We start from the raw sequence: 24,354 nt of genomic DNA on the forward strand, positions 1-24,354 counted from the left end.
CTCGTGGGCGCGGAGATGTGTATAAGAGACAGTTGCGCGGGCGTTCTGGAAGATCCCCGAGGCGCGCGTGTGGGTTGAAGATCGCTCCACCAACTGCGGTGAAAACGCGCGCTTTAGCTGGAACATGCTGAAAGAGCGTCAGCGGACAAGCGGACGCGTGCTGGTGGTACAGGATCCAACGATGCAGCGCCGCACGATGGCGACGTTTGCCCGCGTGTGCCGCGATGAACCCTCATCACCGCAGTGGATCAGCCATCCCGGGTTTACGCCAGTGCTGCAAAACGGCACAGAGGGCGTGGAGTTTAGAGGGGGTAACGCCGGGCTGTGGCCCGTTGACCGGTATCTGTCGCTGGTTATGGGGGAACTGCCGCGCCTGTATGATGACGTTAACGGCTATGGCCCGGCCGGGCGGGATTTTATCGCGCACGTTGAATTCCCTGAAACCGTCACCGCCGCATGGAGACAGCTTCAACAGGACCCAGTCCTGAAGGTGGCGCGTAAAATCATCTGAGCACGGAACAATCCCCTCGCCCCATTGGGGAGAGGGTTAGGGTGAGGGGAAAATCACAGCGCCGCAAACTTATCCAGCGTCCGCACCAGCTGCGTCACAAACCCATACTCGTTGTCATACCAGGCAACGGCCTTCACCAGCTGCAGATCTCCCGCTTCTGACACCTCCGTCTGCGTGGCGTCAAACACCGAACCATAGTGCGAGCCAATCACATCTGACGACACAATCTCGTCATCGGTATACCCGAACGATTTATTCCCCTGGGTCGCCTTTTTCAACGCGGCGTTGATCTCCTCGACCGTCACCTTTTTACCCAGAATCGCTACCAGCTCGGTTACCGATCCGGTTTTCACCGGCACGCGCTGGGCGTGACCCTTTAGTTTGCCGCTGAGCGCGGGGATCACCAGGCCGATGGCTTTCGCCGCACCGGTGGTATGAGGAATAATATTTTCTGCCGCCGCCCGCGAGGCGCGCAGATCTTTCCCGCGCGGGCCATCCACCAGCGCCTGGGTGCCGGTATAGGCATGAATGGTGGTCATGGTGCCCACTTTAATTTCAAACGCGTCGTTCAGGGCTTTTGCCAGCGGGGCGAGGCAGTTGGTGGTGCAGGACGCGACGGAAATAATGGTATCACTGGCGTCAATGGTATCGTCATTGACGCTATAGACGATGGTCTTCATCTCACCCGCGGGCGCCGAAATCAGCACTTTCTTCGCACCGGCGTCCAGGTGCGCCCGCGATTTTCCTTCTGAGGTATAAAAGCCGGTGCACTCCACGACGATATCCACGCCCGCGGCTTTCCACGGAATGTGCTTTGCCTCTTTTTCGGCGTACACCGCGATGGTTTTACCGTCGACAATCAGCGCATCCTCGGTGAAGTCTACGCTCCAGGGGAAGCCACCGTAGTTGGAATCATGCCTGAGCAGGTAGGCCAGGACTTTCGGGGAGGTGAGGTCGTTGATGGCGACGACGGTATTGCTGTCCTGGGTTTCAAGAAGGCGGCGCAACACAAGGCGTCCAATGCGTCCAAATCCGTTAATGCCAATTTTACTCATGGTGTTCTCCTGTGAACGTGTCGATACGACAGTTTGAACTCATCCAGGCTTAGACCATCACGGGCAGGGCAGCAATTGAAGATGCTTCATGCGAGGGGAAGTATTTGAAAAACCATACAGAAAAGTTAATGAATTTTTAAGGAAAGGAGATTATGTTGGCGCGGTGACTGTTTTTTTTCAGGAAATCCCATGCGCACTAAATATACAAGCCTGCAAATCACGATTCACTGGCTGGTGTTTTTATTAATCGTCGTCGCCTACTGCGCGATGGAATTCAGGGGCTTTTTCCCGCGTTCCGATCGACCGCTTATTAACATGATCCACGTCTCCTGCGGCATCTCGGTTCTGGTGCTGATGGTGGCGAGATTGCTGATCCGCCTGAAGTTTCCCGCACCGCCCATTCAGCCTAAACCCAAAGCGATGATTACTGGGATGTCCCACCTTGGGCATCTGATCGTCTATCTGCTGTTTATTGCGCTGCCGCTGATTGGCATTGTAATGATGTATAACCGTGGAAACGACTGGTTCGCCTTTGGTCTGGCGATGCCTCACGCGGCGGAGGGGAATTTTGACCTGGTGGATGTGCTGAAGGAGTGGCACGTTACGCTGGCAAACCTGGGCTATTTCGTGATTGGTCTGCACGCCTTTGCGGCGCTGATGCACCACTATTTCTGGAAAGATAATACTCTTTTGCGCATGATGCCGAATAAGCGTCAGTAGTCTTTAACTCGTGCCGGGCGGCGCAGCGCCACCCGGCTTGTTTTTTAACCCAGAAGAACACGCTCTTCATCAGTTAACGCCAGCGTCTGCGTTGACCCCGTCTCTGACGATTTCACCGCCGCTTCCAGAACAGCCATGACCGCTAACGCCTCGACAGGATGAACGGGATTGGCGATCTTCCCGAGCATCGCATCCCGCACGTTGATGTAGTACTGCCGCTGATCGCCCTTTGGCGTGGCAATCGTTTGGGGTTCACCATCAGCTCCGAAGAACACCATGCTGTCGTCGTCTTCGCCCCAGGCGTCGCTGCCGGGGATTACGCCAGCCAGCAGCTGCGCTTCCTGCTGATCGATTCTGGCTTTCACCACGCTGCCTTTGTTCCCGTGAACGGTAAAGCGCGCCGTACCGCCAGCCACCAGCATGCTGGCGTGCAGAACCACTTTATGATCCGGGTAATTGAGGACCACATGCGCCCAGTCGTTAACCTCTGCGCCGTCGCGCAGCGTGGCGATATTTCCCTGAACAGACACTGGCAGGCCAAACAGCTGAAGCGTCTGGTCGATCAGGTGAGGGCCCAGGTCAAACCACAGACCGCTGCCGGGGACGTTCTGCTCGCGCCAGCGCACGCGCACTTCCGGGCGGAAGCGGTCAATATGCGACTCCAGATGTTTAACCTTGCCAACCGTGCCTTGCTCAATAATCTGCTTAATGCCGAGGAAATCGCTGTCCCAGCGGCGGTTGTGGAAAACGGAGAGCAGAAGCTGCTTTTCATCCGCCAGGGCAATCAGGTCCCGGGCTTCCTGCATATCCAGAGTGAAAGGCTTATCCACGACCACGTGTTTTCCCGAGTTCAGGGCCAGCGTCGCCAGCGGCGCGTGGGTGGCGTTAGGGGAGGCAATGACCACCAGGTCAACATCAGGATGTTGAATGGCTTCTTCGGGCGTGGCTACCACCAGCACATCCGGAAGATCGCGCTTCACTTTCTCTTCATCACGGGAAGAGACCACCGCCAGCTTGAGCCCGTCCACGGACTGGATCAGCGGGGCATGGAAGGTTTTACCGACAAAACCATACCCGATCAGCGCAATGTTGATTGTTTGAACTTTACTCATGACCTTCTCCACGTTATTGCGCGCACACCGTGACCCGTAATGCGCCAGGGTCCCCAAGCTCAGGCCAGGGACGATCTAAAAAGAGTTGATGAATATCGGTGAGCCCGGAGACCAGATACGGCTCGCAGCGGTTAACTTTCAGGTGATCGGCAACAATCCAGTGCGCATGGCTTGCGGCGAGCATCGCGCGTTTCACCTCGGCATCCGCTTCTTTACCGGCACTCAGACCGAGTTCGGCATGAAGGGCGCACGCACCGAGAATGGCGATATCGGCCCGATAGCGTGACAGCAGGGACAACGTGGCGCTGCCGGCAAACAGGCGCTGCTTCGGGTCCCATTTTCCACCGAGCAGAATAAGCTCAATGTCTTCCCGGTCGCTAAAATGCTGGGCGATATCCAGCGAGGTAGTGATCACGGTGTGAGGTCCCTGCAGAAAAGTAGCGACGGCCATCACCGTACTGCCGGCATCCAGAAACAGGGTGGAACCCGGCGGAACCGCCTGCGCAACCTGTTTCCCCAGACGCTGCTTGGTTTCCGGCAGCAGGGTATTGCGGCCCTGACGATTCATGGCCGAAAGATTCAGAGCAATAGCCCCGCCGTGATTCTTCTGGGCAAGCCCCTGATTTTCCAGATCGGTCAAATCCCGACGAACGGTATCCGCCGAAACCTGCAGCTTTTCTGCCAGCTCGGTGATGCTGGCCTGACCTTGTTCACTGAGAATATCAAGGACATAGCGTTGACGTGCGGTTTTGTGCATGGGCAGCAATCCTGCAAAATGTCGCAATAAATCGCATAATACAGCATTTTGACGCAGAAGGAAGGGGCATCATAAACCAGGTTGATGTTTGATTATTGGAATTATATTAAGCGGATATCATTAAGCCGTTCTGAATGTTAACCAGAGTGTTAATGTTATGTTTTAATCAACGATTTGGGTTATGTAACCAACACATTGTCATTAATTGGTGGAATGTGCTGATATGAAATTAAAATAAAGCATTTAATGTCTGATTTATGTTTTTTATTGGAATTATTTTTCAACAAATCGATGGCTCTTACTTAAGTTGACACTTCTTTGAAAATCTTTGTGTCTGACCCGCTCAGAAATTAACGCAAAAATGTGCGCAGAGGAGATTAAGAATTTTCCTTAAATTACAGTGTGTTTTGATGTTTCATCTGAAAGGCTACTTTCGGAGTTTTGTCCAGAAACCCCATGTTTTTTCTTATATGTAACACCGTATTAACATTGCGGGTGTAGTGGCCTATACCACATTTTGTTATGCTGCAAATCAACTTATGAAATAAGTAATTTCTTAAATTTAATAAGACAAAGGCGGATCTCATCTCCATCGGAAATGGGTATGGGGAGCTTTACCTGAAATTTAGCGAGGAAGTTAAATAAGATATTTGTCTAATTATCTGTACCTCTTTTTGGGTAATTGCTTGAGTATCACTCAGAGTCAGGGAGATAAAATGACGATATTACGCAAGCCTGTTTCACGCCAATTTATAGCTACGCTGGCGTTAATTTCATTAGCCCTAAATACGGCTTATGCCAATAGTGGCGCGGTAGGTATTGCCCCGATGGCAACGACGACCTTAAAGGAAAGTATTCTTTTCGCTATCGATCGCGATCCGTCAATTAGCCAGCAGGCCGCGCAGTTAGGTATTGGTCAGGCGCAAATAGACGAGGCGCGCAGCGGCTGGATGCCGCAAATAGCGTTGAACGGGAGTACGGGGCATAGCCAGACCACCGATTCCAGCGGTTCGCTGAAGAACTCTGCGGCCTGGGGGGTGAGCCTGACCCAGCTGATATACGATTTTGGCAAGACCAACAACAGCATCAGCCAGTCTTCCGCCCAGCGCGATAGCTACCGCTACCAGCTGATGAGCACGCTTTCTGACGTGGCGGAAAAAACGGCGCTCGGCTACGTGGAGGTCAAACGTTATTCCGACCTGCTACAGGCGGCAAAAGAGAACGTTCAGGCACTGAAAAACGTGGAGCAGCTGGCAAAACTGCGCGCCGATGCGGGCGTGAGTTCCACCTCCGATGAACTCCAGACCCGCACGCGTATTGCCGGCATGCAGGCGACGGTGGCGCAGTATAACGCCGCGTTGAACAGCGCCCGCGCAAGGCTCGCGGTATTAACCGGAATGCAGGCAGATCATTATTCGCCGGTACCCGCAAACCTCGCCGTTGAGCCGGATTCGCTCAACCGCATTGATTATTCGTTAATACCGGCGGTAATGGCCGCGCAGAATATGGAACGTTCGGCCCAGTATGGCGTTGAAACGGCGAAGTCCCAGCACTGGCCAACCCTGAGCCTGAAGGGGGGACGCACGCGTTACGAGTCGGACAACCGCTCATACTGGGACGACCAGATCCAGCTCAATATTGACGCACCGCTTTATCAGGGCGGCGCGGTATCCGCACGCGTGCGTCAGGCTGAGGGTGCACGAGCGATGGCGTCCTCTCAGGTCGATCAGGCGCGTTTCGACGTGCTGCAAAAGGCCTCCGTCGCGCAAGCTGACTGGACCGGCGCACGGGGAAGAATGGAGGCCGGGAAGCGGCAGCTGGAAAATGCGCTGCGGGCCCGCGAGGTTTATAAAAATGAATACACCCTGAGCAAGCGGAGCATTAATGATTTGCTCAGCGTTGAGCAGGATGTCTGGCAGGCCACGTCGGCGAAAATAATCGCCGAGTATGATGGCTGGAGTTCGGCAATTAATTATGCTTCCGCGGTTGATAATTTAATGCCGCTTATTGGAATAGAGAAAAACGCTGCCGCAAAATTACCCGATTTGAGTTAACAAAAGCCACGCATAGCTGCACGAAATAAGTCTGAAAATAATGGGTGTTTTTTCCCAGGGATAGCTACATCCGTGTGGTGGATATATCCACAGGGATCCGTACACCTGCAAGGAGAGGAATATGAGTAACGTAAAGGTTGTTGATGTCATCATTCGCAAAACGGCGGAGAAAACGAAATTAACCGGCGAAGGAAATCTGTCGGTCTCTATTTCATCGCCGAGCGTGATTGAAATTCAGGGCTCTGCTCAGGACGTGGTGCGTTATGTCCGCCAGGGTAAAGACCTTCTCATTTATATGAAGGACGGCAGCGTTATTCGCTGCAATAACTATTTTGTTGAAGATCCTGAAACCCAACATCAGTCAGAGCTGGTGTTCAACGACGGGCAGGAACTGACTCATCTCTCTTTTGCCGATGCCGGGGAAGCGTCAGGCGTTGCCGCTACTGAATTAACCGCGCAGGCCACACCCATTAGCAGCATTGAACCCTTCCTGGAGCAGGGAAGCGCCCTGAGCGATGCCCCGTGGGGCTGGATTGCAGGGGCGGCGTTAGGCGGCGGTGCTATCGGCGCACTGCTGGCCCACGGCGGTGACGGCGAAACCAAAACGAAAGTCATTGATAACACAAAAGAAGTGGAAAGCGCCACGCCGACCTTCCTGCTGTCGGACAAGGTGGGCGACAAGCAGGGAGTGCTGAGCGCAAACGCCCTCACGGACGATAACGCGCCGACCTTCAGCGGTACCGGTCAGCCGGGCGCGACCATCCAGATTAAAGACGGCAGCGGCAGCACCATCGCCAGCGCGATGGTCGGTAAAGACGGCACCTGGACGGTAAAACTCCCGACCCAGGCCGACGGAGAGCACACCTGGTCGGTGGTGCAGATCGACGGCAGTAAAACCACGTCAGCGGGCAACATCACCGTGACCGTTTCTACGTCCGAGGCCACGCTTACGCTGGCGACAACGGCGGGTGACAACGTGATTAACGCCAGCGAACAGTCCGCAGGCTTTACGCTGTCCGGCAGCAGCCAGCATCTGGCGCAGGGAACCGACGTTTCCGTAACGCTGAACGGCAAAACCTACACCGCTCAGGTGGGAGCAGACAGCGCATGGAGCGTTAACGTGCCTGCGGCAGACGCGCAGGCGCTCAGCGACGGTACCTGGACCGTCAGCGTCAGCGGCAAAGACGCGGCGGGTAACACCGTGAGCGGAAGCCAGACGATTGGCGTGGATACCGCTGCGCCAACGCTCTCCGTCGATACGCTCGCACAGGACAACATCATCAATGCCGCTGAGCACAACCAGCCGCTGACGCTGAGTGGTAAAACCAACGCGGAAGCCGGGCAGATTGTGACGGTGACGCTGAACGGCAAAAATTATAACGCCACGGTGGGCAGCGACGGCACCTGGTTCGTCACGCTGGCGGCCAGCGAGGTGCAGGCCCTTAATGAGGGTCACCACACCCTGACGGTGAATGTCAGCGACAAAGCGGGCAACGGCTCGTCCGTGACCGCGGATTTCACGGTAGATACCAACGCGCCGGTCGTCACCATCAACACCGTCGCGGGCGACGATATCCTCAACACCAGCGAGCAGGGCCAGGCGCAGATTATTTCCGGGCAGGCGAGCGGCGCGGCGGCAGGCGATGTCGTCACCGTGACCGTTGGCGGCCAGACCTTCACCGGCGTCGTACAGGCAGACGGCAGCTGGAGCGTGGGCATTCCTGCCTCCGTCGTCGGCGCGCTGGGTGAAGGCAATCACACCATTGCCGTCTCCGTCACCGACGCAGCGGGGAACACCGGTAGCGCCACGCACGGCATTGCGCTGAGCGGCAACCCGCCGGAATTTACGATTGACGCCATCAGCCAGGACAACGTGCTGAATGCCCGGGAGGCGATGCAGCCGCTGAGCCTGAGCGGCACCAGCAACCTGCCGGACGGCAGCGCCGTTACCGTGACGCTGAACAACGTCAGCTATCAGGCGACCGTCGAAAACGGTATCTGGGCGATCCAGGTGCCGGTATCCGACGTCCTGAATCTGGCGAACACCCTTTATAGCGTCAGCGTCCGCGGCACCGACAGCGTGGGTAACAGCGGCTCCGCAGAGGCGAATCTGCTGGTCGATACCGTGCTGCCGAAGGTGATCATTAACACCTTTGCGGGGGATAACCTGGTTAATAACGCCGAAGCGGGCGTGGACCAAACCCTCAGTGGCCGCGTTACCGGCGCGGCGGCGGGCGATACGGTGTCTGTTACCGTTGGCGGTAAGAGTTACAGCGCCACGGTGGGCAGCGATCTGACCTGGAACGTCACGATCCCTTCAGCGGATCTTCAGGCGTTCGGCGACGGGGATTTGACCTTTACCGCCTCCGTGACCAACGGGCACGGTAATACCGGCACCGGCGAGCGCGATATCAATATCAACGCGGAACTGCCGGGTCTGCGCGTAAACACCATTTCCGGCGATGACGTAATCAACGCCATCGAGCAACAGCAGGACCTGACCGTCACCGGCGCCAGCACCCATCTGGCCGCAGGTACGCCGATTGTCGTCACCATCAACAATGTCGAATATCAGGCCGTGGTGACCGCCAGCGGCGGCTGGAGCATTGGCGTTCCTGCTGCGGATCTGCAGGCCTGGACTGCCGGAGGTATGACGGTCAGCGTCAGCGCGGAAGATGCCTGGGGCAACACCGTTGCGGCTGAACACCCGATTGAACTCGATCTCAACGCCGTGGCGGTCACCATTGATACCGTCTCCGGCGATGACCTGCTGAACGCGGCAGAAAAAGGGAGCGATTTAACCCTTTCCGGCCAGACGCAGGGCGTGGAGGCGGGGCAAACCGTGGTGGTGAAATTTGCCGACCAGACTTTTACCGCGCAGGTGCAGCAGGATGGCTCCTGGAGCCTGACCGTCCCGGCGCACGCCATGGAAACGCTGATTGACGGGCGGGCGCAGGTAAGCGTCAGCGTGACTAACGTCAGCGGCAACAGCGCGGACGCCTCACGCGTGGTAACCGTCGATACGCAGCCGCCAGCCATTACGCTCGATAATCTGACCGACGACAACATCATCAATGCGGCAGAAGCGCAGCAGGATCTGATGCTCAGCGGCAGCACAACCGCTGAAGCGGGCCAGACGGTCACCGTGACGCTGAACGGCAAAAACTATCAAACTACCGTGCAAGCTGACGGCACCTGGACGCTGAACGTGCCTGCCGCCGACGTTGGCGCGCTGGCAGACGGCACTGTCACCGTGACGGCCTCCGTCAGCGACGTGGCAGGTAACAGCAGCAGTGCGGACCGCGTTGGGCTGGTGGATGCCACCGTGCCGCAGGTGACCATTAATGACTTTGTCACCGACACCAACACCGTTAACCTGCTGGCCCATTCTCAGGCGCAGATCCTGAGCGGCTCCGTCACCGGCGCGGCGGCGGGCGATTTGGTCACCATCACTATTAATAACGTGGACTACACCACCGCGGTGGACGCGGCGGGCAACTGGAGCCTCGGCCTGCCTGCATCCGTCGTTCAGGGGCTGACGGACGGCACATGGACCATTAACGTCTCCGTGACCGATCGCTCCGGCAACACCGGCAGCAGTTCTCTGGATGTGGTGGTGAATACAGTGACGCCTGTTATCGGTATTAACACCCTGGCCGTAGATGACGTGATCAATGCGGCAGAGAAGGGTGAAGATCTGCTGCTTTCCGGTACCAGCAACCAGCCGGAAGGGACCACCATCACCGTAAATCTGAACGGTATCAACTACACCACCACCACTAACGCCAGCGGCAGCTGGAGCGTCACCGTGCCCGCCTCTGCGGTGAGCGCACTGGGCGAAGCCAATTACACCGTGACGGCGAGCGTTATCGATAATGTGGGCAACAGCGCCTCAACCTCGCACGATGTGCTGGTGGACAGCGCGTTGCCGGTCGTCACTATCAACACTTTCGCGACCGACAATATCGTCAACGCTGCGGAAGTCACCGCAGGGCAAACCCTGACCGGGAAGGTCTCTAACGCGGCATCGGGCGATACCGTCACGATTATCCTCGGCGGTCAAACATACACCGCTACCGTGCAGGACGATCTCTCATGGAGTCTGCCGTTAACCGAGAGCCAGTTAACCGCGCTCGGCAACGGCGAACTGACCGTATCGGCCAGCGTCACCAACGCGCACGGCAACACCGGTTCGTCTTCGCTGGACTTCACCATCGACGCCCAACTGCCGGGCCTGCGTATTGATACCGTGGCAGGTGATGATGTCATTAACGTCATCGAGCACGCTCAGAACCTGATTGTTTCCGGTTCAAGCACCGATCTGGCAGCGGGCAGCACCGTCACGGTGACCATTAACGGTAAGATCTATTCCGCAACCGTACTGGCGGACGGTACCTGGCAGGCGGCGGTTCCGGCAGCGGACGTGTCCCAGTGGGCGGACGGTTCGCTGGATATCAAGGCAAGCGCGCAGGATCCTTCCGGCAACCCGGTGACTATCGGCACCATCGTGGACGTCGATCTCGCGCCGGTCGCCGTCAGCATCAACAGCGTGACCGCGGACAACGTGCTCAACGCGGCAGAAAAAGGTCAGGATCTGGTGCTTTCCGGCTCCTCCGCAAACGTAGAAGCGGGCCAGACCGTCACCATCACCTTTGCGGGTAAAACCTACACCACGACGGTGAACGCCAACGGCGACTGGACGTACACCGTACCGGCAGCCGATTTGAGCGGACTGAAGAACGGTGACGCCAGCGTGCAGGTCAGCGTGAGCAACCTGAACGGCAACGCGGCGTCGTCTGCGCAGGAGTTCAGCGTCGATACCGCCGCGCCAACGGTGACCATCAATACCATCAGCGGCGATAACATGCTGAACGCGGCTGAGGCAGCGCAGGATCTGACCCTGAGCGGGACGTCCACTGCCGAAGCAGGCCAGACGGTCACCGTAACCTTCAACGGCAAGCAGTACACCGCGCAGGTGCAGGCCGACGGCAGTTGGACCCTGGACGTGCCGGCTGCGGATCTGGCGGGCATTACCGACGGTAACGCCACGGTCACGGCTTCCGTATCCGACAAAGCCGGCAACCCGGCCAGCGCGGATGCCTCCGTGCTGGTGGATACCACCGTGCCGCAGATTAGTTTTAACATCGTTGCGGGCGACGACATCGTGAATATTGCCGAGCACGGCCAGGCGCTGATCGTCTCCGGCAAGGTCACGGGCGCGCAGGCGGGTGACGTCATTACCGTCACCCTGAACGGCAAAGACTACACCGCGATGCTGGACGCGTCCGGAAGCTGGAGCGTGGGCGTTCCGGCGGCAGACGTTGGCGCGCTGGCTAACGGCGAGCAGTCGATTTCCGTGACCCTCACCGACAAAGCGGGTAACAGCAGCACCGCCACGCATGAATTTGACGTCTCCCTGGCCGCGCCGGAGATTGCCATCAATACCCTGGCGCTTGACGACGTGATTAACGCGGTCGAGAAAGGCCAGGACCTGCTGATTTCGGGCACCAGCAACCAGCCGGAAGGTACAGCCATTACGGTGATCCTGAACGGCATCAGCTACGCCGCGAACACCAACGCCAGCGGCGGCTGGAGCGTGACCGTTCCGGCGGCGAACGTCTCTGCGCTGGGCGAAGCGAGCTATACCGTCACGGCAAGCGTGACCGATAGCGCAGGCAACGGCGCGAACGCCAGCCATAGCGTGCTGGTCGACAGCGCGTTGCCGCAGGTCACCATTAACGCAATCGCCATCGATGACGTGATTAACGCGGCGGAAGTCGCTTCCGGACAAACCCTGAGCGGGAAGGTGAGCGGCGCGGCGAGCGGTGACACTGTCACCCTTTCAATCGGCGGCAATACGTATACCGCGACGGTTCAGGACGATCTGAGTTGGTCGGTCAACGTGCCGTCCACGGTCTTAACCGCCATCGGTAACGGCGAACTGACGGTGTCAGCCAGCGTCACCAACGGCCACGGCAACACCGGAACCGGCGAGCGCGAAATCGTTATAGACGCCAACCTGCCGGGCCTGCGCGTCGATGCCGTGGCGGGCGACGATGTGATCAACAGCATTGAGCACGCGCAAAACCTGATTATTACCGGCTCCAGCGACGGCCTGGCAGCGGGCGCGGCGCTGAGCGTGATCGTCAACGGCAAAACCTACGCGGCCACTGTGCTGGCAGACGGTACCTGGACGGCGGCCATTCCGGCGGCAGACGTCAGCGCGCTCGGCGCAGGCACGGTCACCGTGAAGGTCGAGGGAAATAGCGCGGCAGGCAACCCGGTCTCCATCAGCCACGACGTGAAGGTCGATCTGGCGACGGTTGCTATCAGCATTGACGCGATTGCGACCGACGACGTGATTAATGCGGCAGAAAAAGGCGCAGATCTGGTGCTTTCAGGTTCCACCAGCAACGTGGAAGAGAACCAGACGGTTTACATCACGTTCGGCGGCAAGTCCTACACGGCGAAAGTGGATGCCAGCGGCAACTGGACGGCGACCGTGCCGTCGGCAGATCTGGCTGGCCTGAAGGATGGCGACGCCAGCGTGCAGGTGAGCGTCACCAACGTGAACGGCAACAGCGCCTCGGCGGGACGCGAGTACGGCGTGGACGCCACCGCGCCGACGGTCTCCATCGAAATCGTCAGCGACAACAACATCATCAATGCCGCCGAAGCGCAGCAGGATCTGGTCGTCAACGGCGTCTCTAACGCCGAAGCGGGCCAGACCGTGACCGTCACGCTGAACGGCGTGGATTACACCACCACCGTGCAGGCAAACGGCAGCTGGAGCGTGACCGTGCCTTCTGCGGATCTGGGCGCGATTACCGACGGGAACTATACCATCAGCGCCGCCGTGTCGGACAAAGCGGGCAACCCGGCCTCTGCGGCTCGCGATGTGCTGGTCGATACCACCGTGCCACAGCTGACCATCAACACCGTTTCCGATGACGACGTGATCAACAGCGCCGAGCACGGGCAGGCTCTGATCGTTACCGGCTCAGTGACCGGCGCGGCGGCGGGCGACGTGGTGACCGTCACCATCAATAACAAAGATTACACGGCGACGCTGGATGCTTCCGGCAACTGGAGCGTGGGCGTGCCTGCGGCGGACGTCGGTGCCCTGACCGCCGGGGATTACACCATCACCGCGGCGCTGACCGACAAAGCCGGAAACAGCAACAGCGCGACGCGCGAGGTGGAAGTCAACCTGAGCGCGCCGGTGCTGACCATTGACACCGTCTCCGGTGACGATGTGATCAACAGCAGCGAGAAAACGCAGGATCTGACCATCAACGGTACGGCTTCCGGACTGGCGGCGGGCGCGGTGGTGACCGTGATGCTCAACGGCAAAGCCTACAGCGCCACGGTTGAGGCCAACGGTAAATGGTCCACGACCGTTCCGGCGAGCGAAGTAGGTCAACTGGGTGAAGCGCTTTACACCGTCACTGCCTCCGCAACGGACAGCGTCGGCAACAGCACCAGCACCTCGCACACCGTCAACGTGGAGTCCGTTCTGCCGGGCGTCACGATCAACACCGTGGCAGGCGATGACGTCATCAACGCGGCAGAAGTGGCCGCAGGCCAGACTATTAGCGGCACCGTGGTGAATGCCGAAGCGGGCAACACCGTGACCGTAACGATTGGCGGCAACAGCTACACCGCAACGGTACAGAGCGATCTGACCTGGTCCGTCGATGTACCGGAATCGGTCCTGACGGCGCTGGGCAACGGCGATCTGACTGTAACCGCCAGCGTGACGAACGGCGTGGGCAACAGCGGCAGCGGCGAGCGTGAGATCGCGATAGACGCCAGCCTGCCGGGTCTGCGCGTGGACACCGTGGCGGGTGACGACGTGATCAACAGCATCGAACACGGGCAGAACCTGATTATCACCGGCTCCAGCGACGGGCTGGCGGCGGGTGCGGCGCTGACCGTGACCGTAAACGGCAAAACCTATCCGGCGACCGTGCTGGCGGACGGCACCTGGAGCGCCGCAATCCCGGCGGCGGACGTGGGTGCGCTGGCCGCAGGCACGGTTACCGTGACCGTTGCGGGCCAGAGCAGCGCCGGTAACCCGGTTTCCATCAGCCACGATGTGACGGTGGATCTGGCGAGCGTTGCCATCAGCATCAATGCCGTTGCCACCGATGACGTGATTAACGCGGCGGAGAAAGGGGAGGATCTGGTGCTCTCCGGCACCACCTCAAACGTGGAGGAAAATCAAACCGTCAACATCACCTTCGGCGGCAAGAACTACACCGCCACGGTGGACGCGGCGGGTAAGTGGACCGCCACGGTGCCGGCTGCGGATCTGGCGGGCCTGAAGGACGGTGACGCCAGCGTGCAGGTGAGCGTTACCAACGTCAACGGCAACAGCGCCTCTGCGGGCCGCGAGTACAGCGTGGATGCCACCGCGCCATCCGTCACCATTAATACGATTGCGACTGACGACATCCTGAACGCGACGGAAGCGCAGTCTGACCTGGCGATTTCCGGCAGCAGCACCGCCGAAGCGGGCCAGACCGTGACCGTGTCGCTGAACGGCAAGGACTACACCACAACCGTCAGCGCGGACGGCAGCTGGACGCTGAACGTTCCGGCGGCGGATCTGGCGGCGCTTAATGACGGCAGCGTCACCGTTACCGCATCGGTCAGCGACAAGGCGGGCAACCCGGCATCCGTAAACCATAACCTGACGGTGGACGTGACCGTCCCTGCGGTCACCATCAACGCCGTGGCGGGCGACGACGTGATTAACGTCGCCGAGCACGGTCAGGCGCAGATTATCAGCGGCACCGCCACCGGCGCGGCAGCGGGCGATAAGGTCACCGTGACCATCGGCGGCCAGACTTACACCACCGTGCTGGACGCGGCAGGTAACTGGAGCGTGGGCGTTCCGGCGAGCGTGATTTCTGGCCTCAGCGACGGCACCGTGACCGTCACTGCGTCTGTTACCGACGCGGCGGGCAACACCGGCAGCGGCACCCATAACGTGACCGTCGATACCGGGCTGCCGTCCGTGGGCTTTAACGCCATCAGCGGCGATAACGTTCTGAATGCGGTGGAAAAAGGTCAGGATCTGAGCGTCAGCGGCACCAGCGCCAACCTGGCGGAAGGCACCGTGGTGACCGTGACCCTCAACGGTAAAAACTACACCGCAACGACCGCTGCAGACGGCACCTGGAGCCTGACGGTTCCGGCTGCGGATCTGGCCGGTCTCGGTCAGGCCAGTTACACCCTCAATGCGACCGCCACCAACGGCGTGGGCAACAGCGTGAGCAGCGCTGCGAACCTGCTGGTCGACACCGCGCTGCCGACCGTCACCATCAACACCGTGGCGGGCGATAACGTTATCAACGCGGCGGAAGTGGCGGCAGGCCAGACCCTGAGCGGTACCGTGGCGAATGCCGAAGCGGGCAACACCGTAACCGTGACCGTTGGCGGCAACAGCTATACCGCAACGGTGCAAAACGATCTGAGCTGGTCCGTGAACGTGCCGTCTGATGTGCTGACCGCACTCGGCAACGGCAGCCTGAGCGTGACGGCAACCGTCACCAACGGCCACGGCAACACCGGCACCGGGGAGCGCGATATTACGATCGACGCTAACCTGCCGGGCCTGCGCGTGAACACCGTGGCGGGCGACGACGTGGTCAACAGCATCGAGCACGGACAGAACCTGATCGTCACCGGCTCCAGCGACGGGCTGGCGGCGGGCACGGCGCTGACCGTTACCGTGAACGGCAAAGACTATGCGGCGACGGTGCTGGCGGACGGCACCTGGAGCGCGGCGGTTCCGTCTGCGGACGTGAGCGCGTGGCCGGAAGGCACCGTGAAAATCAGCGTCACCGGCGACAGCGCGGCGGGTAACCCGATTACCATCAGCCACGACGTGACCGTGGATCTGGCTACCGTTGCCATCAGCATCAACGCCATTGCCACCGACGACGTGATCAACGCGGCGGAGAAAGGGGCGGATCTGGTGCTGTCCGGCGCGACCACCAACGTGGAAGCCGGGCAGACCGTCACCCTGAGCCTGAACGGTAAAATCTACACCACTACCGTAGAAGCAGACGGCAACTGGACCTATACCGTGCCGGCTGCGGATCTGGCGGGCCTCAAGGACGGCGACGCCAGCCTGCAGGTGAGCGTCACCAACGTGAACGGCAACAGCGCCTCGGCGGGCCGCGAGTACAGCGTGGATGCCACCGCGCCATCCGTCACCATTAATACGATGGCGACTGACGACATCCTGAACGCCACGGAAGCGCAGTCTGACCTGACGGTTTCCGGCACCAGCACCGCCGAAGCGGGCCAGACCGTGACCGTGTCGCTGAACGGCAAGGACTACACCACAACCGTCGGCGCGGACGGCAGCTGGACGCTGGACGTTCCGGCGGCGGATCTGGCGTCGCTCAGCGACGGCAGCGTCACCGTTACCGCATCGGTCAGTGACAAGGCGGGCAACCCGGCATCCGTAAACCATAACCTGACGGTGGACGTGACCGTCCCTGCAGTCACCATCAACGCCGTGGCGGGCGACGACGTGATTAACGTCGCCGAGCACGGTCAGGCGCAGATTATCAGCGGCACCGCCACCGGCGCGGCAGCGGGCGATAAGGTCACCGTGACCATCGGCGGCCAGACGTACACCACCGTGCTGGACGCAGCAGGTAACTGGATCGTGGGCGTCCCGGCCAGCGTGATTTCCGGCCTCAGCGACGGCACCGTGACCGTCATTGCGTCGGTTACCGACGCGGCGGGCAACACCGGCAGCGGCAGCCATAACGTCACCGTGGACACCGGGCTGCCGTCCGTGGGCTTCAACGCCATCAGCGGCGATAACGTCCTGAACGCGGTGGAAAAAGGTCAGGAACTAAACGTCAGCGGCACCAGCGCCAACCTGGCGCAAGGCACCCTGGTGACCGTGACCCTCAACGGTAAAAACTACACCGCAATGACCGCTGCGGACGGCACCTGGAGCCTGACGGTTCCGGCGGCGGATCTGGCGGGTCTGGGCGAAGCGAATTACACCCTGAGCGCAGCCGCGACCAACGGCGTGGGCAATAGCGTCAGCAATACGGCGAACCTGCTGGTCGACACCGCGCTGCCGACCGTCACCATCAACACCGTGGCGGGTGATAACGTCATCAACGCGGCAGAAGTGGCGGCAGGCCAGACAATTACCGGTAAGGTGGCGAACGCGGAAGCCGGTAACACGGTGACGGTGAACATCGGCGGCAACAGCTACACCGCGACGGTGCAGAGCGATCTGACCTGGTCCGTGAGCGTGCCGGAGTCCGTCCTGACGGCGCTGGGCAACGGCGATTTGACCGTGTCGGCGACCGTCACCAACGGCCACGGCAATACCGGCGCGGGCGAGCGCGAAATCGTTATAGACGCCAGCCTGCCGGGTCTGCGTATCAATACCGTGGCGGGCGATGATGTGATCAACAGCATCGAGCACGGACAGAACCTGATCGTCACCGGTTCCAGCGACGGGCTGGCGGCGGGCACCACGCTCACCGTGACCGTTAACGGCAAAACCTATGCGGCCTCCGTGCTGGCGAACGGTACCTGGAGCGCGGCGATCCCGGCCGCAGACGTGGGTGCCCTGGCAGCAGGCGCGGTGACCGTCACCGTGGCAGGCCAGAGCAGCGCGGGCAACCCGGTCTCCATCAGTCACGACGTCACCGTCGATCTGGCGGCCGTGGCGATCAGCATCGATGCGATCGCCACCGACGACGTGATTAACGCGGCGGAGAAAGGCGCGGATCTGGTGCTCTCGGGCAGCACCTCGAACGTGGAGGAAAACCAGACCGTCACAATCGCCTTCAGCGGCAAAACCTACACCGCGAAAGTGGATGCCGACGGCAACTGGACGGCCACCGTGCCTTCCGCGGATCTCGCGGGCCTGAAGGACGGCGACGCCAGCGTGCAGGTGAGCGTCACCAACGTGCACGGCAACAGCGCGACGGCAGGCCGCGAGTATAGCGTGGATGCGACCGCGCCGACCGTGACGATTGATACGGTGGCAGGTGATAACGTGATTAACGGCAGCGAAGCGGCTGCGGGCGTGACCATCTCCGGCACCACCACGGCGGAAGCCGGGCAGACGGTCACCGTGACGCTGGGCGGCAAGAGCTATAGCGCTCAGGTGCAGCAGGGCGGTATCTGGAGCGTCAACGTGCCGGGCACCGACCTCTCCGCACTGGCCGATAACGGTTACACCCTGCAGGTCAGCGTGAGCGACGCCGCGGGTAACCCGGGCAGCGCGGGCAAAGCGATTACGCTTGATACCACACCGCCGTCCGTCAGCTTTAAGGCTGTGGCGGGCGATGACGTCATCAACAGCGTGGAGCACGGGCAGGCGCAGATCGTGAGCGGAACGGCAACCGGCGCGAGCGTCGGCGATAAGCTGGTCATCACCATCGGTTCGAACCAGTACACCACCACCGTTGACGCCAGCGGCAACTGGAGCGTGGGCGTTCCGGCCAGCGTGATTTCTGCCCTGACCGACGGCACCGTGACCATTAGCGCGACCATTACCGACAGCGCGGGCAACAGCAGCACCCAGACTCACGATGTGGTGGTGAACACGGCTTCCGTGGCGCTGACGGTGAACACCCTCAGCGGTGACGACGTCATCAACGCGACAGAAGCGGGTAGTTCGCTGGTGATTAACGGCTCCAGCGCCCAGTTCGCCAGCGGGACGCAGGTCACCGTGACGCTGAACGGCAAGACCTATACGGCCACCATCCAGAACGACGGCAGCTGGACGACCACCGTTCCGGCCGCAGACGTGGGTGCCCTGGCCGATGGCGCGAGCTATCAGGTATCCGTGTCGGCGCAGGACAGCGCGGGCAATAGCGCCTCGGCGACGCACGGCATCAGCGTGGATACCACCGCGCCTGTCGTGAGCATTGCGACGCTGTCGGGTGACGACATGCTGAACGCGCTGGAAGCGCAGCAGCCGCTGACGGTACACGGGTCGTCCAGCGCGGAGGCGGGCCAGACCGTCACCGTGACGCTGGGCGGCAAAACCTACACTGCGCTTGTGGGCAGCGACGGCACCTGGACGCTCGATGTGCCGGCGGCAGATCTGGCTATCCTGAGCCAGGGGGCGCTGACGGTCACCGCGTCGGTCAACGACAAAGCCGGTAACGGCGGCCAGACCACGCACACCTTAACGGTGGATACCGCTGCGCCGACCGTGACCATCAGCACCGTGGCGGATGACGATATCGTCAACAATGCGGAGCAGCTGGCGGGTCAGACCATCCGCGGCACCACCACGGCAGAACAGGGCCAGACGGTGACCGTTTCCTTCAGCGGGCACAGCTATCAGGCGACCGTCGGGGCGGACGGAACGTGGTCGGTCTTCGTGCCGGGGCGTGATTTCCTCGGCCTGAGCGACGGGGATTACACCATTACCGCGTCGGTAAGCGACAGGGCGGGCAACCCGGGTAGCGCAACCCATGACGTGACGCTGAACGGCGATGTCCCAACCATCACCATTAACACCTTTGCGCAGGACGATATCGTCAACGCGGCCGAACACGGCACGCCGCTGGTCGTCAGCGGCACCACCGACGCGCCTGCGGGCCAGACGGTGACCATCACTCTGAACGGCAAAACCTACGCGGCGACCGTGCAGAATGACGGCACCTGGAGCTACACGGTGGGCAGCGCAGACGTCACCGCGCTGGCAGACGGCGGTTCGTACGTGATTAAGGCGCAGGTCAGCAACGCCATCGGCAACAGCGCCAGCGATAACCACACCGTCACCGTCGATCTCACCGCGCCGTCGATGGGCATCAGCATTGATTCGCTGCAAAACGACACCGGCCTGAGCGCGACGGATTTCATCACCAACGATAAGCAGGTAGTGGTCAACGGCTCCCTGACCGCGCAGCTCGGCAATAACGAGAAGGCGCAGATCAGCCTCGACGGCGGCACCACCTGGATTGACCTGACGGTGACCGGCACCACGTGGCGCTACACCGATGGCCGCACCCTGACGGACGGTTCGTATCAGTACCAGGTGCGGGTGATCGATAGCGCGGGTAACGTGGGGGCAACGGACAGCCAGGACGTGGTGATTGACCTGACGAAGCCTGCGGCAACGACCATTACCGTGGATTCCGTTACCCAGGATACCGGCCTGTCCGGCAGCGACTTTATCACCAGCGACAACCAGATCAGCCTGAAAGGGACGCTCGGCGCGGCGCTGGGCAGCGGCGACCACGCGCAGATCAGCCTCGACGGCGGCGTCACCTGGACCGACGTCAGCGTGAGCGGCCTGACCTGGACCTACGTGGACGGTCGTACGCTGGCCGACGGGGATTACAACTACCAGCTGCGCGTGATTGACGACGCGGGCAACATCAGCGCCACCGCCAGCCAGGTCGTGACGATTGATACGGTTGCGCCGGACGCCAGCAAAACGATCGCTATCGACAGCATCAGCGACGATACCGGCCTGAGCAGCAGCGACTTTATCACCAACGATACGTCCCTGACGCTGCACGGCTCGCTCGGCGCGACGCTGGCCGACGGCGAGTATGCCCAGATCAGCATCGACGGCGGCGTCACCTGGCAGAACGTAATCGTCACCGGCAACAGCTGGTACTACGTGGACGGACGTACGCTGGGTAACCAGACCTATGACTACTATGTGCGCGTGGTGGATGCGGCGGGCAACGTGGGCGCCAGCGCCCATCAGCAGGTGACCGTCGATACGGTCGCCCCGGATGCGGCGATTACGGTGACGGTGGATAACATCACCGTGGATACCGGCTTCGACAATAACGACTTCCTGACCAGTTCGACCTCGTACACCCTGCATGGCACGCTTGGCGCAGAGTTAGGGGCGGGTGAGTACGTGCAGGTGAGCATGGACGGCGGCAGCACCTGGGTGTATGCCACGGTAAGCGGTACCCAGTGGCGCTATAACGACACGCGCACTCTGGCCGACGGGGATTACAGCTATCAGGTGCGGGTAGTCGATCAGGCGGGCAACGTCGGTGCCACTACCACCCAGACCGTGACGGTGGATACCCAGGCGCCGCAGTACGGCATCACCATCGACAGCATCAGCGATGATACAGGGCAGTCCGGGAGTGATTTCATCACTATGGACACCACCCTGACCATCAACGGCTCGCTGGGCAGCGCGCTGGCGAGCGACGAACGGGTGCAGATCAGCCTCGACGGCGGAAACACCTGGGTTGACGCCACGGTCACCAACCAGCGCTGGAGCTACACCGATACCCGCGTTCTGCCTGACGGAGACTACACTTGGCAGGTGCGGATTATCGACCAGGCGGGCAACGTCGGCTCCACCGCCTCTCAGGTGGTGACGGTGGACACCACGCCGCCAGCTACGGTAGGCACGGTAGTGAGCTATACCGACGGTGAAGGCGAGCGTCAGGGCACCTTTGGCAGCACGGTGGCCACGGACGATAACGCACCGCTGATCAACGGTACGCTCAACCGCGCCCCTGAAGACGGCGAGATCGTCCAGCTATACCGCGACGGCGTTCTGCTCGGTCAGGTGACCATGAACGGCAGCGCAAGCTGGTCCTTCCAGGATAACGGCCTGAGCGATGGCAATCACACGTACATCGTGCGCGTGACCGACAAAGCCGGTAACTACACGGAATCGGACGGCTTCGTGCTGAACGTTGATACCAGTATCCCGACCACCACGGCGGCGATTACCGCCCAGACCACGTCGGATACCACCCCAATCGTCAGCGGTACCGTCTCCGCCGACCTGGTGAATGGCGAGTATCTGGTGGTGACGGTGAACGGGAAAACCTACACCTCCCAGACGGGGGGGGCCGTGGTAGTCGACCCGGATCACAATACCTGGTACCTGCAGATCCCGGACGGCGATGCCCTGAGCGTGGCGGGCTACAGCGTGACGGCGCAGGTGAAGAGCAGCGCGGGTAACGGCAATACCACCGGTACGGCGACCGGCAGCCTGGTGATTGATACCACCACGGTGAATACTGACTGGGCGACCACGGCGGGGAACAGCAACAACTCCACCATGACCCTCGGCATGAACAGCAGCGGTCTGTGGAATATCATTGCTAACACTCAGGCTTACTCCAGCAGCGATAGCTCGACCTATGCCGGCAATACGCTGACCAACACCCGCGGCTACTACGTGGTGAGCCAGACCGCCGCCGACTTTGACCGTAACGGCACGCAGGATATTTTCGCGACCGAGAATACCTACGCCGGGTCTACTCAGGTGATGTGGACCTACGATGGCAGCACCTATAACGCCAGCCAGCTGGCGATGGGGACCACCATCTGGTATGGCGGCGTGATTGCGTACGATAAAACCGGCGATGGCTACCTGGATCTGGCCTACGGCGATGCCGGTATGGACTCACTGACCTACCTGGTGAACAACAACGGCGTTCTGTCGCCGGACGGCACCGGCGGGGAGGGCGGTTTCTACGGCCAGTTCGACTCCGGGCGTGAAATCTCCGGCGTTGACCTGAACAACGACGGTACGGTGGATATTGTCCAGCACACCAACCGCAGCGGCGCGTACTCGTTAACCGTGATCAACAACAACGGCAACGGCACGCTCTCCATCGGCCAGAACCTGACCAACGTGTTTGTGGTAAACGCCGCGAATACCACCACGGCGGCGTCTATGACGTGGGCGGATTTCAACGGCGATGGCTACATGGATCTGTACCTGGCTAGCAGCTACAACAACAACGGCGGGGTGATTTACTACAACGACGGTACCGGGAAGCTCTCAACCACCAAGAGCGCGGTGGAAGCCTCTAACGCCACGGCGGGGTATCTGTCGGTGGCGGTGGACTGGAACGGGGACGGGCAGATGGACATCATCAAGCTCAGCACCTACGGCGGTTCACAGACTGCGACGCTGTTCACCAACAACGGCTACGGTTCCAGCTGGACCGCCAGCCAGCTTAAAACTGGCCTGGCCTACGCCACCGGCGTGGCGGCAGTGGACTACAACTGGGACGGCGCGAAGGATCTGCTGGTGTCGCAGCAGAACGGCAAGGTGGTGCTGGTGCAAAACAGCGCCAAAATTGCTGACGGTACCGCGATGCACCTGCACATTGTCGACAGCGAGGGCATCAACGCCTTCTACGGCAACACGGTCAATCTGTACAACGCCGCGGGCGTGTTGGTGGCTTCGCAGATCATCAACGCCCAGTCTGGTATTGGTTCGAACGATACCTCTGCGCTGGTGAGCTTCTACGGGCTGGATCCGAATGAAACCTATTCGGCCGAGATCCTGAAGATCACCAACGGCGTGTCGGATAACGTCACCTGGAGCGGTCTGGAGGCGGGCAACGGCAAAGAGGGCTACGTCCTGACGGCCGAAGCAGCTACAGGCGGCCACAGCGGGACCCTCACCGGGACCGGGTATAACGACACCTTTATCGCAGAGGATGGCACCTATACCTACAACGGCTCCGGCGGCTGGAATACCCATTCCGACTACGACACCTGGAGCAACACCGGCGGGATGGACGTGGTGGATTACCGCAATGCGACCTCCGGCGTAACCGTTGATTTGCGTCTCTCTACCGCGCAGGACACCGGGTTCGGTACGTCACGACTGCTCAACATTGAGGGCATCAACGGCTCGAACTTCGACGACGTCATTACCGGCAACAGCGGTGATAACCAGTTCGAAGGCCGCGGCGGGAACGACACCTTCAACATCGGCAGCGGCGGTCACGATACGTTGCTCTACAAGCTGATCAACGCGTCGGACGCGACGGGCGGTAACGGGCACGACGTGGTGAACGGCTTCACCGTCGGCACCTGGGAAGGGACTGCGGACACGGATCGTATTGACCTGCGCGATCTGCTCTCTGGCAGCGGCTATACCGGCACGGGCTCGGCGAGCTACGTGAACGGCGTGGCCACGCTGGACAGCAGCGCGGGCAACATCACCGATTACGTCCGCGTGGTGCAGAACGGCAGCAATACCGAAATCCAGGTGGATCTGGACGGTACCGGCGGCCAGTTCTCGCCAACCACCCTGGTGACGCTGAACGGCGTGCAGACGGACCTGGCGACGCTGCTGGCGAATCATCAGCTGTTAATTGCGTAAACCAACGCCGCGGGGAGC

6 protein-coding genes and 1 pseudogene are annotated in these 24,354 nt (G+C 60.6%); 4 read left to right on the forward strand and 3 right to left on the reverse strand.

Annotated elements, in window-relative coordinates:
* Positions 1 to 31 precede the first annotated feature (31 nt).
* Positions 32 to 511 (forward strand): annotated as a pseudogene (locus HBA26_RS18310) (ElyC/SanA/YdcF family protein); the annotation flags it as partial.
* A 53-nt stretch (positions 512 to 564) separates the two neighbouring features.
* On the opposite strand, the gene gap reads toward HBA26_RS18310, so the two are convergent.
* The gene (gap, locus tag HBA26_RS18315) at positions 565 to 1,566 is read right to left on the reverse strand and encodes a type I glyceraldehyde-3-phosphate dehydrogenase (protein ID WP_166720971.1); all 1,002 of its coding nucleotides are present in this window, start codon (positions 1,564 to 1,566) and stop codon (positions 565 to 567) included.
* A 189-nt stretch (positions 1,567 to 1,755) separates the two neighbouring features.
* On the opposite strand from gap, the gene cybB reads away from it, so the two are divergent.
* Complete coding sequence (cybB, locus tag HBA26_RS18320) at positions 1,756 to 2,286, forward strand: cytochrome b561 (RefSeq protein WP_032644876.1); 531 nt, start codon at positions 1,756 to 1,758, stop codon at positions 2,284 to 2,286.
* 44 nt (positions 2,287 to 2,330) lie between these two features.
* Here cybB and HBA26_RS18325 read toward each other — a convergent pair whose 3' ends face one another.
* Both HBA26_RS18325 and HBA26_RS18330 read right to left on the reverse strand, forming a co-directional pair.
* Positions 2,331 to 3,398: an oxidoreductase gene (locus HBA26_RS18325; protein WP_126346079.1), complete on the reverse strand. Its 1,068-nt coding sequence runs from the start codon at positions 3,396 to 3,398 to the stop codon at positions 2,331 to 2,333.
* A gap of 13 nt (positions 3,399 to 3,411) precedes the next feature.
* A complete protein-coding gene (locus HBA26_RS18330) occupies positions 3,412 to 4,155 on the reverse strand; it encodes a DeoR/GlpR family DNA-binding transcription regulator (RefSeq protein ID WP_028013082.1) in 744 nt (247 codons plus the stop codon).
* A 716-nt stretch (positions 4,156 to 4,871) separates the two neighbouring features.
* Here HBA26_RS18330 and HBA26_RS18335 point away from each other — a divergent pair.
* On the forward strand, positions 4,872 to 6,209 hold the full coding sequence (locus HBA26_RS18335) for a TolC family outer membrane protein (RefSeq protein ID WP_041910078.1): 1,338 nt from the start codon (positions 4,872 to 4,874) through the stop codon (positions 6,207 to 6,209).
* A 121-nt stretch (positions 6,210 to 6,330) separates the two neighbouring features.
* Positions 6,331 to 24,336, forward strand: coding sequence for an Ig-like domain-containing protein (locus HBA26_RS18340; RefSeq protein ID WP_166720972.1), 18,006 nt, complete (start codon positions 6,331 to 6,333; stop codon positions 24,334 to 24,336).
* The last annotated feature ends 18 nt before the right edge of the window (positions 24,337 to 24,354 follow it).

Source organism: Enterobacter sp. 725m/11, from assembly GCF_011683705.1.
Lineage (GTDB): Bacteria > Pseudomonadota > Gammaproteobacteria > Enterobacterales > Enterobacteriaceae > Enterobacter > Enterobacter bugandensis.

Excerpts from the sequence above, each read along its gene's own strand:
- gap (WP_166720971.1), bottom strand. The coding sequence starts at position 1,566 with ATGAGTAAAATTGGCATTAACGGATTTGGACGCATTGGACGCCTTGTG.
- cybB (WP_032644876.1), top strand. The coding sequence starts at position 1,756 with ATGCGCACTAAATATACAAGCCTGCAAATCACGATTCACTGGCTGGTG.
- HBA26_RS18325 (WP_126346079.1), bottom strand. The coding sequence starts at position 3,398 with ATGAGTAAAGTTCAAACAATCAACATTGCGCTGATCGGGTATGGTTTT.
- HBA26_RS18330 (WP_028013082.1), bottom strand. The coding sequence starts at position 4,155 with ATGCACAAAACCGCACGTCAACGCTATGTCCTTGATATTCTCAGTGAA.
- HBA26_RS18335 (WP_041910078.1), top strand. The coding sequence starts at position 4,872 with ATGACGATATTACGCAAGCCTGTTTCACGCCAATTTATAGCTACGCTG.
- HBA26_RS18340 (WP_166720972.1), top strand. The coding sequence starts at position 6,331 with ATGAGTAACGTAAAGGTTGTTGATGTCATCATTCGCAAAACGGCGGAG.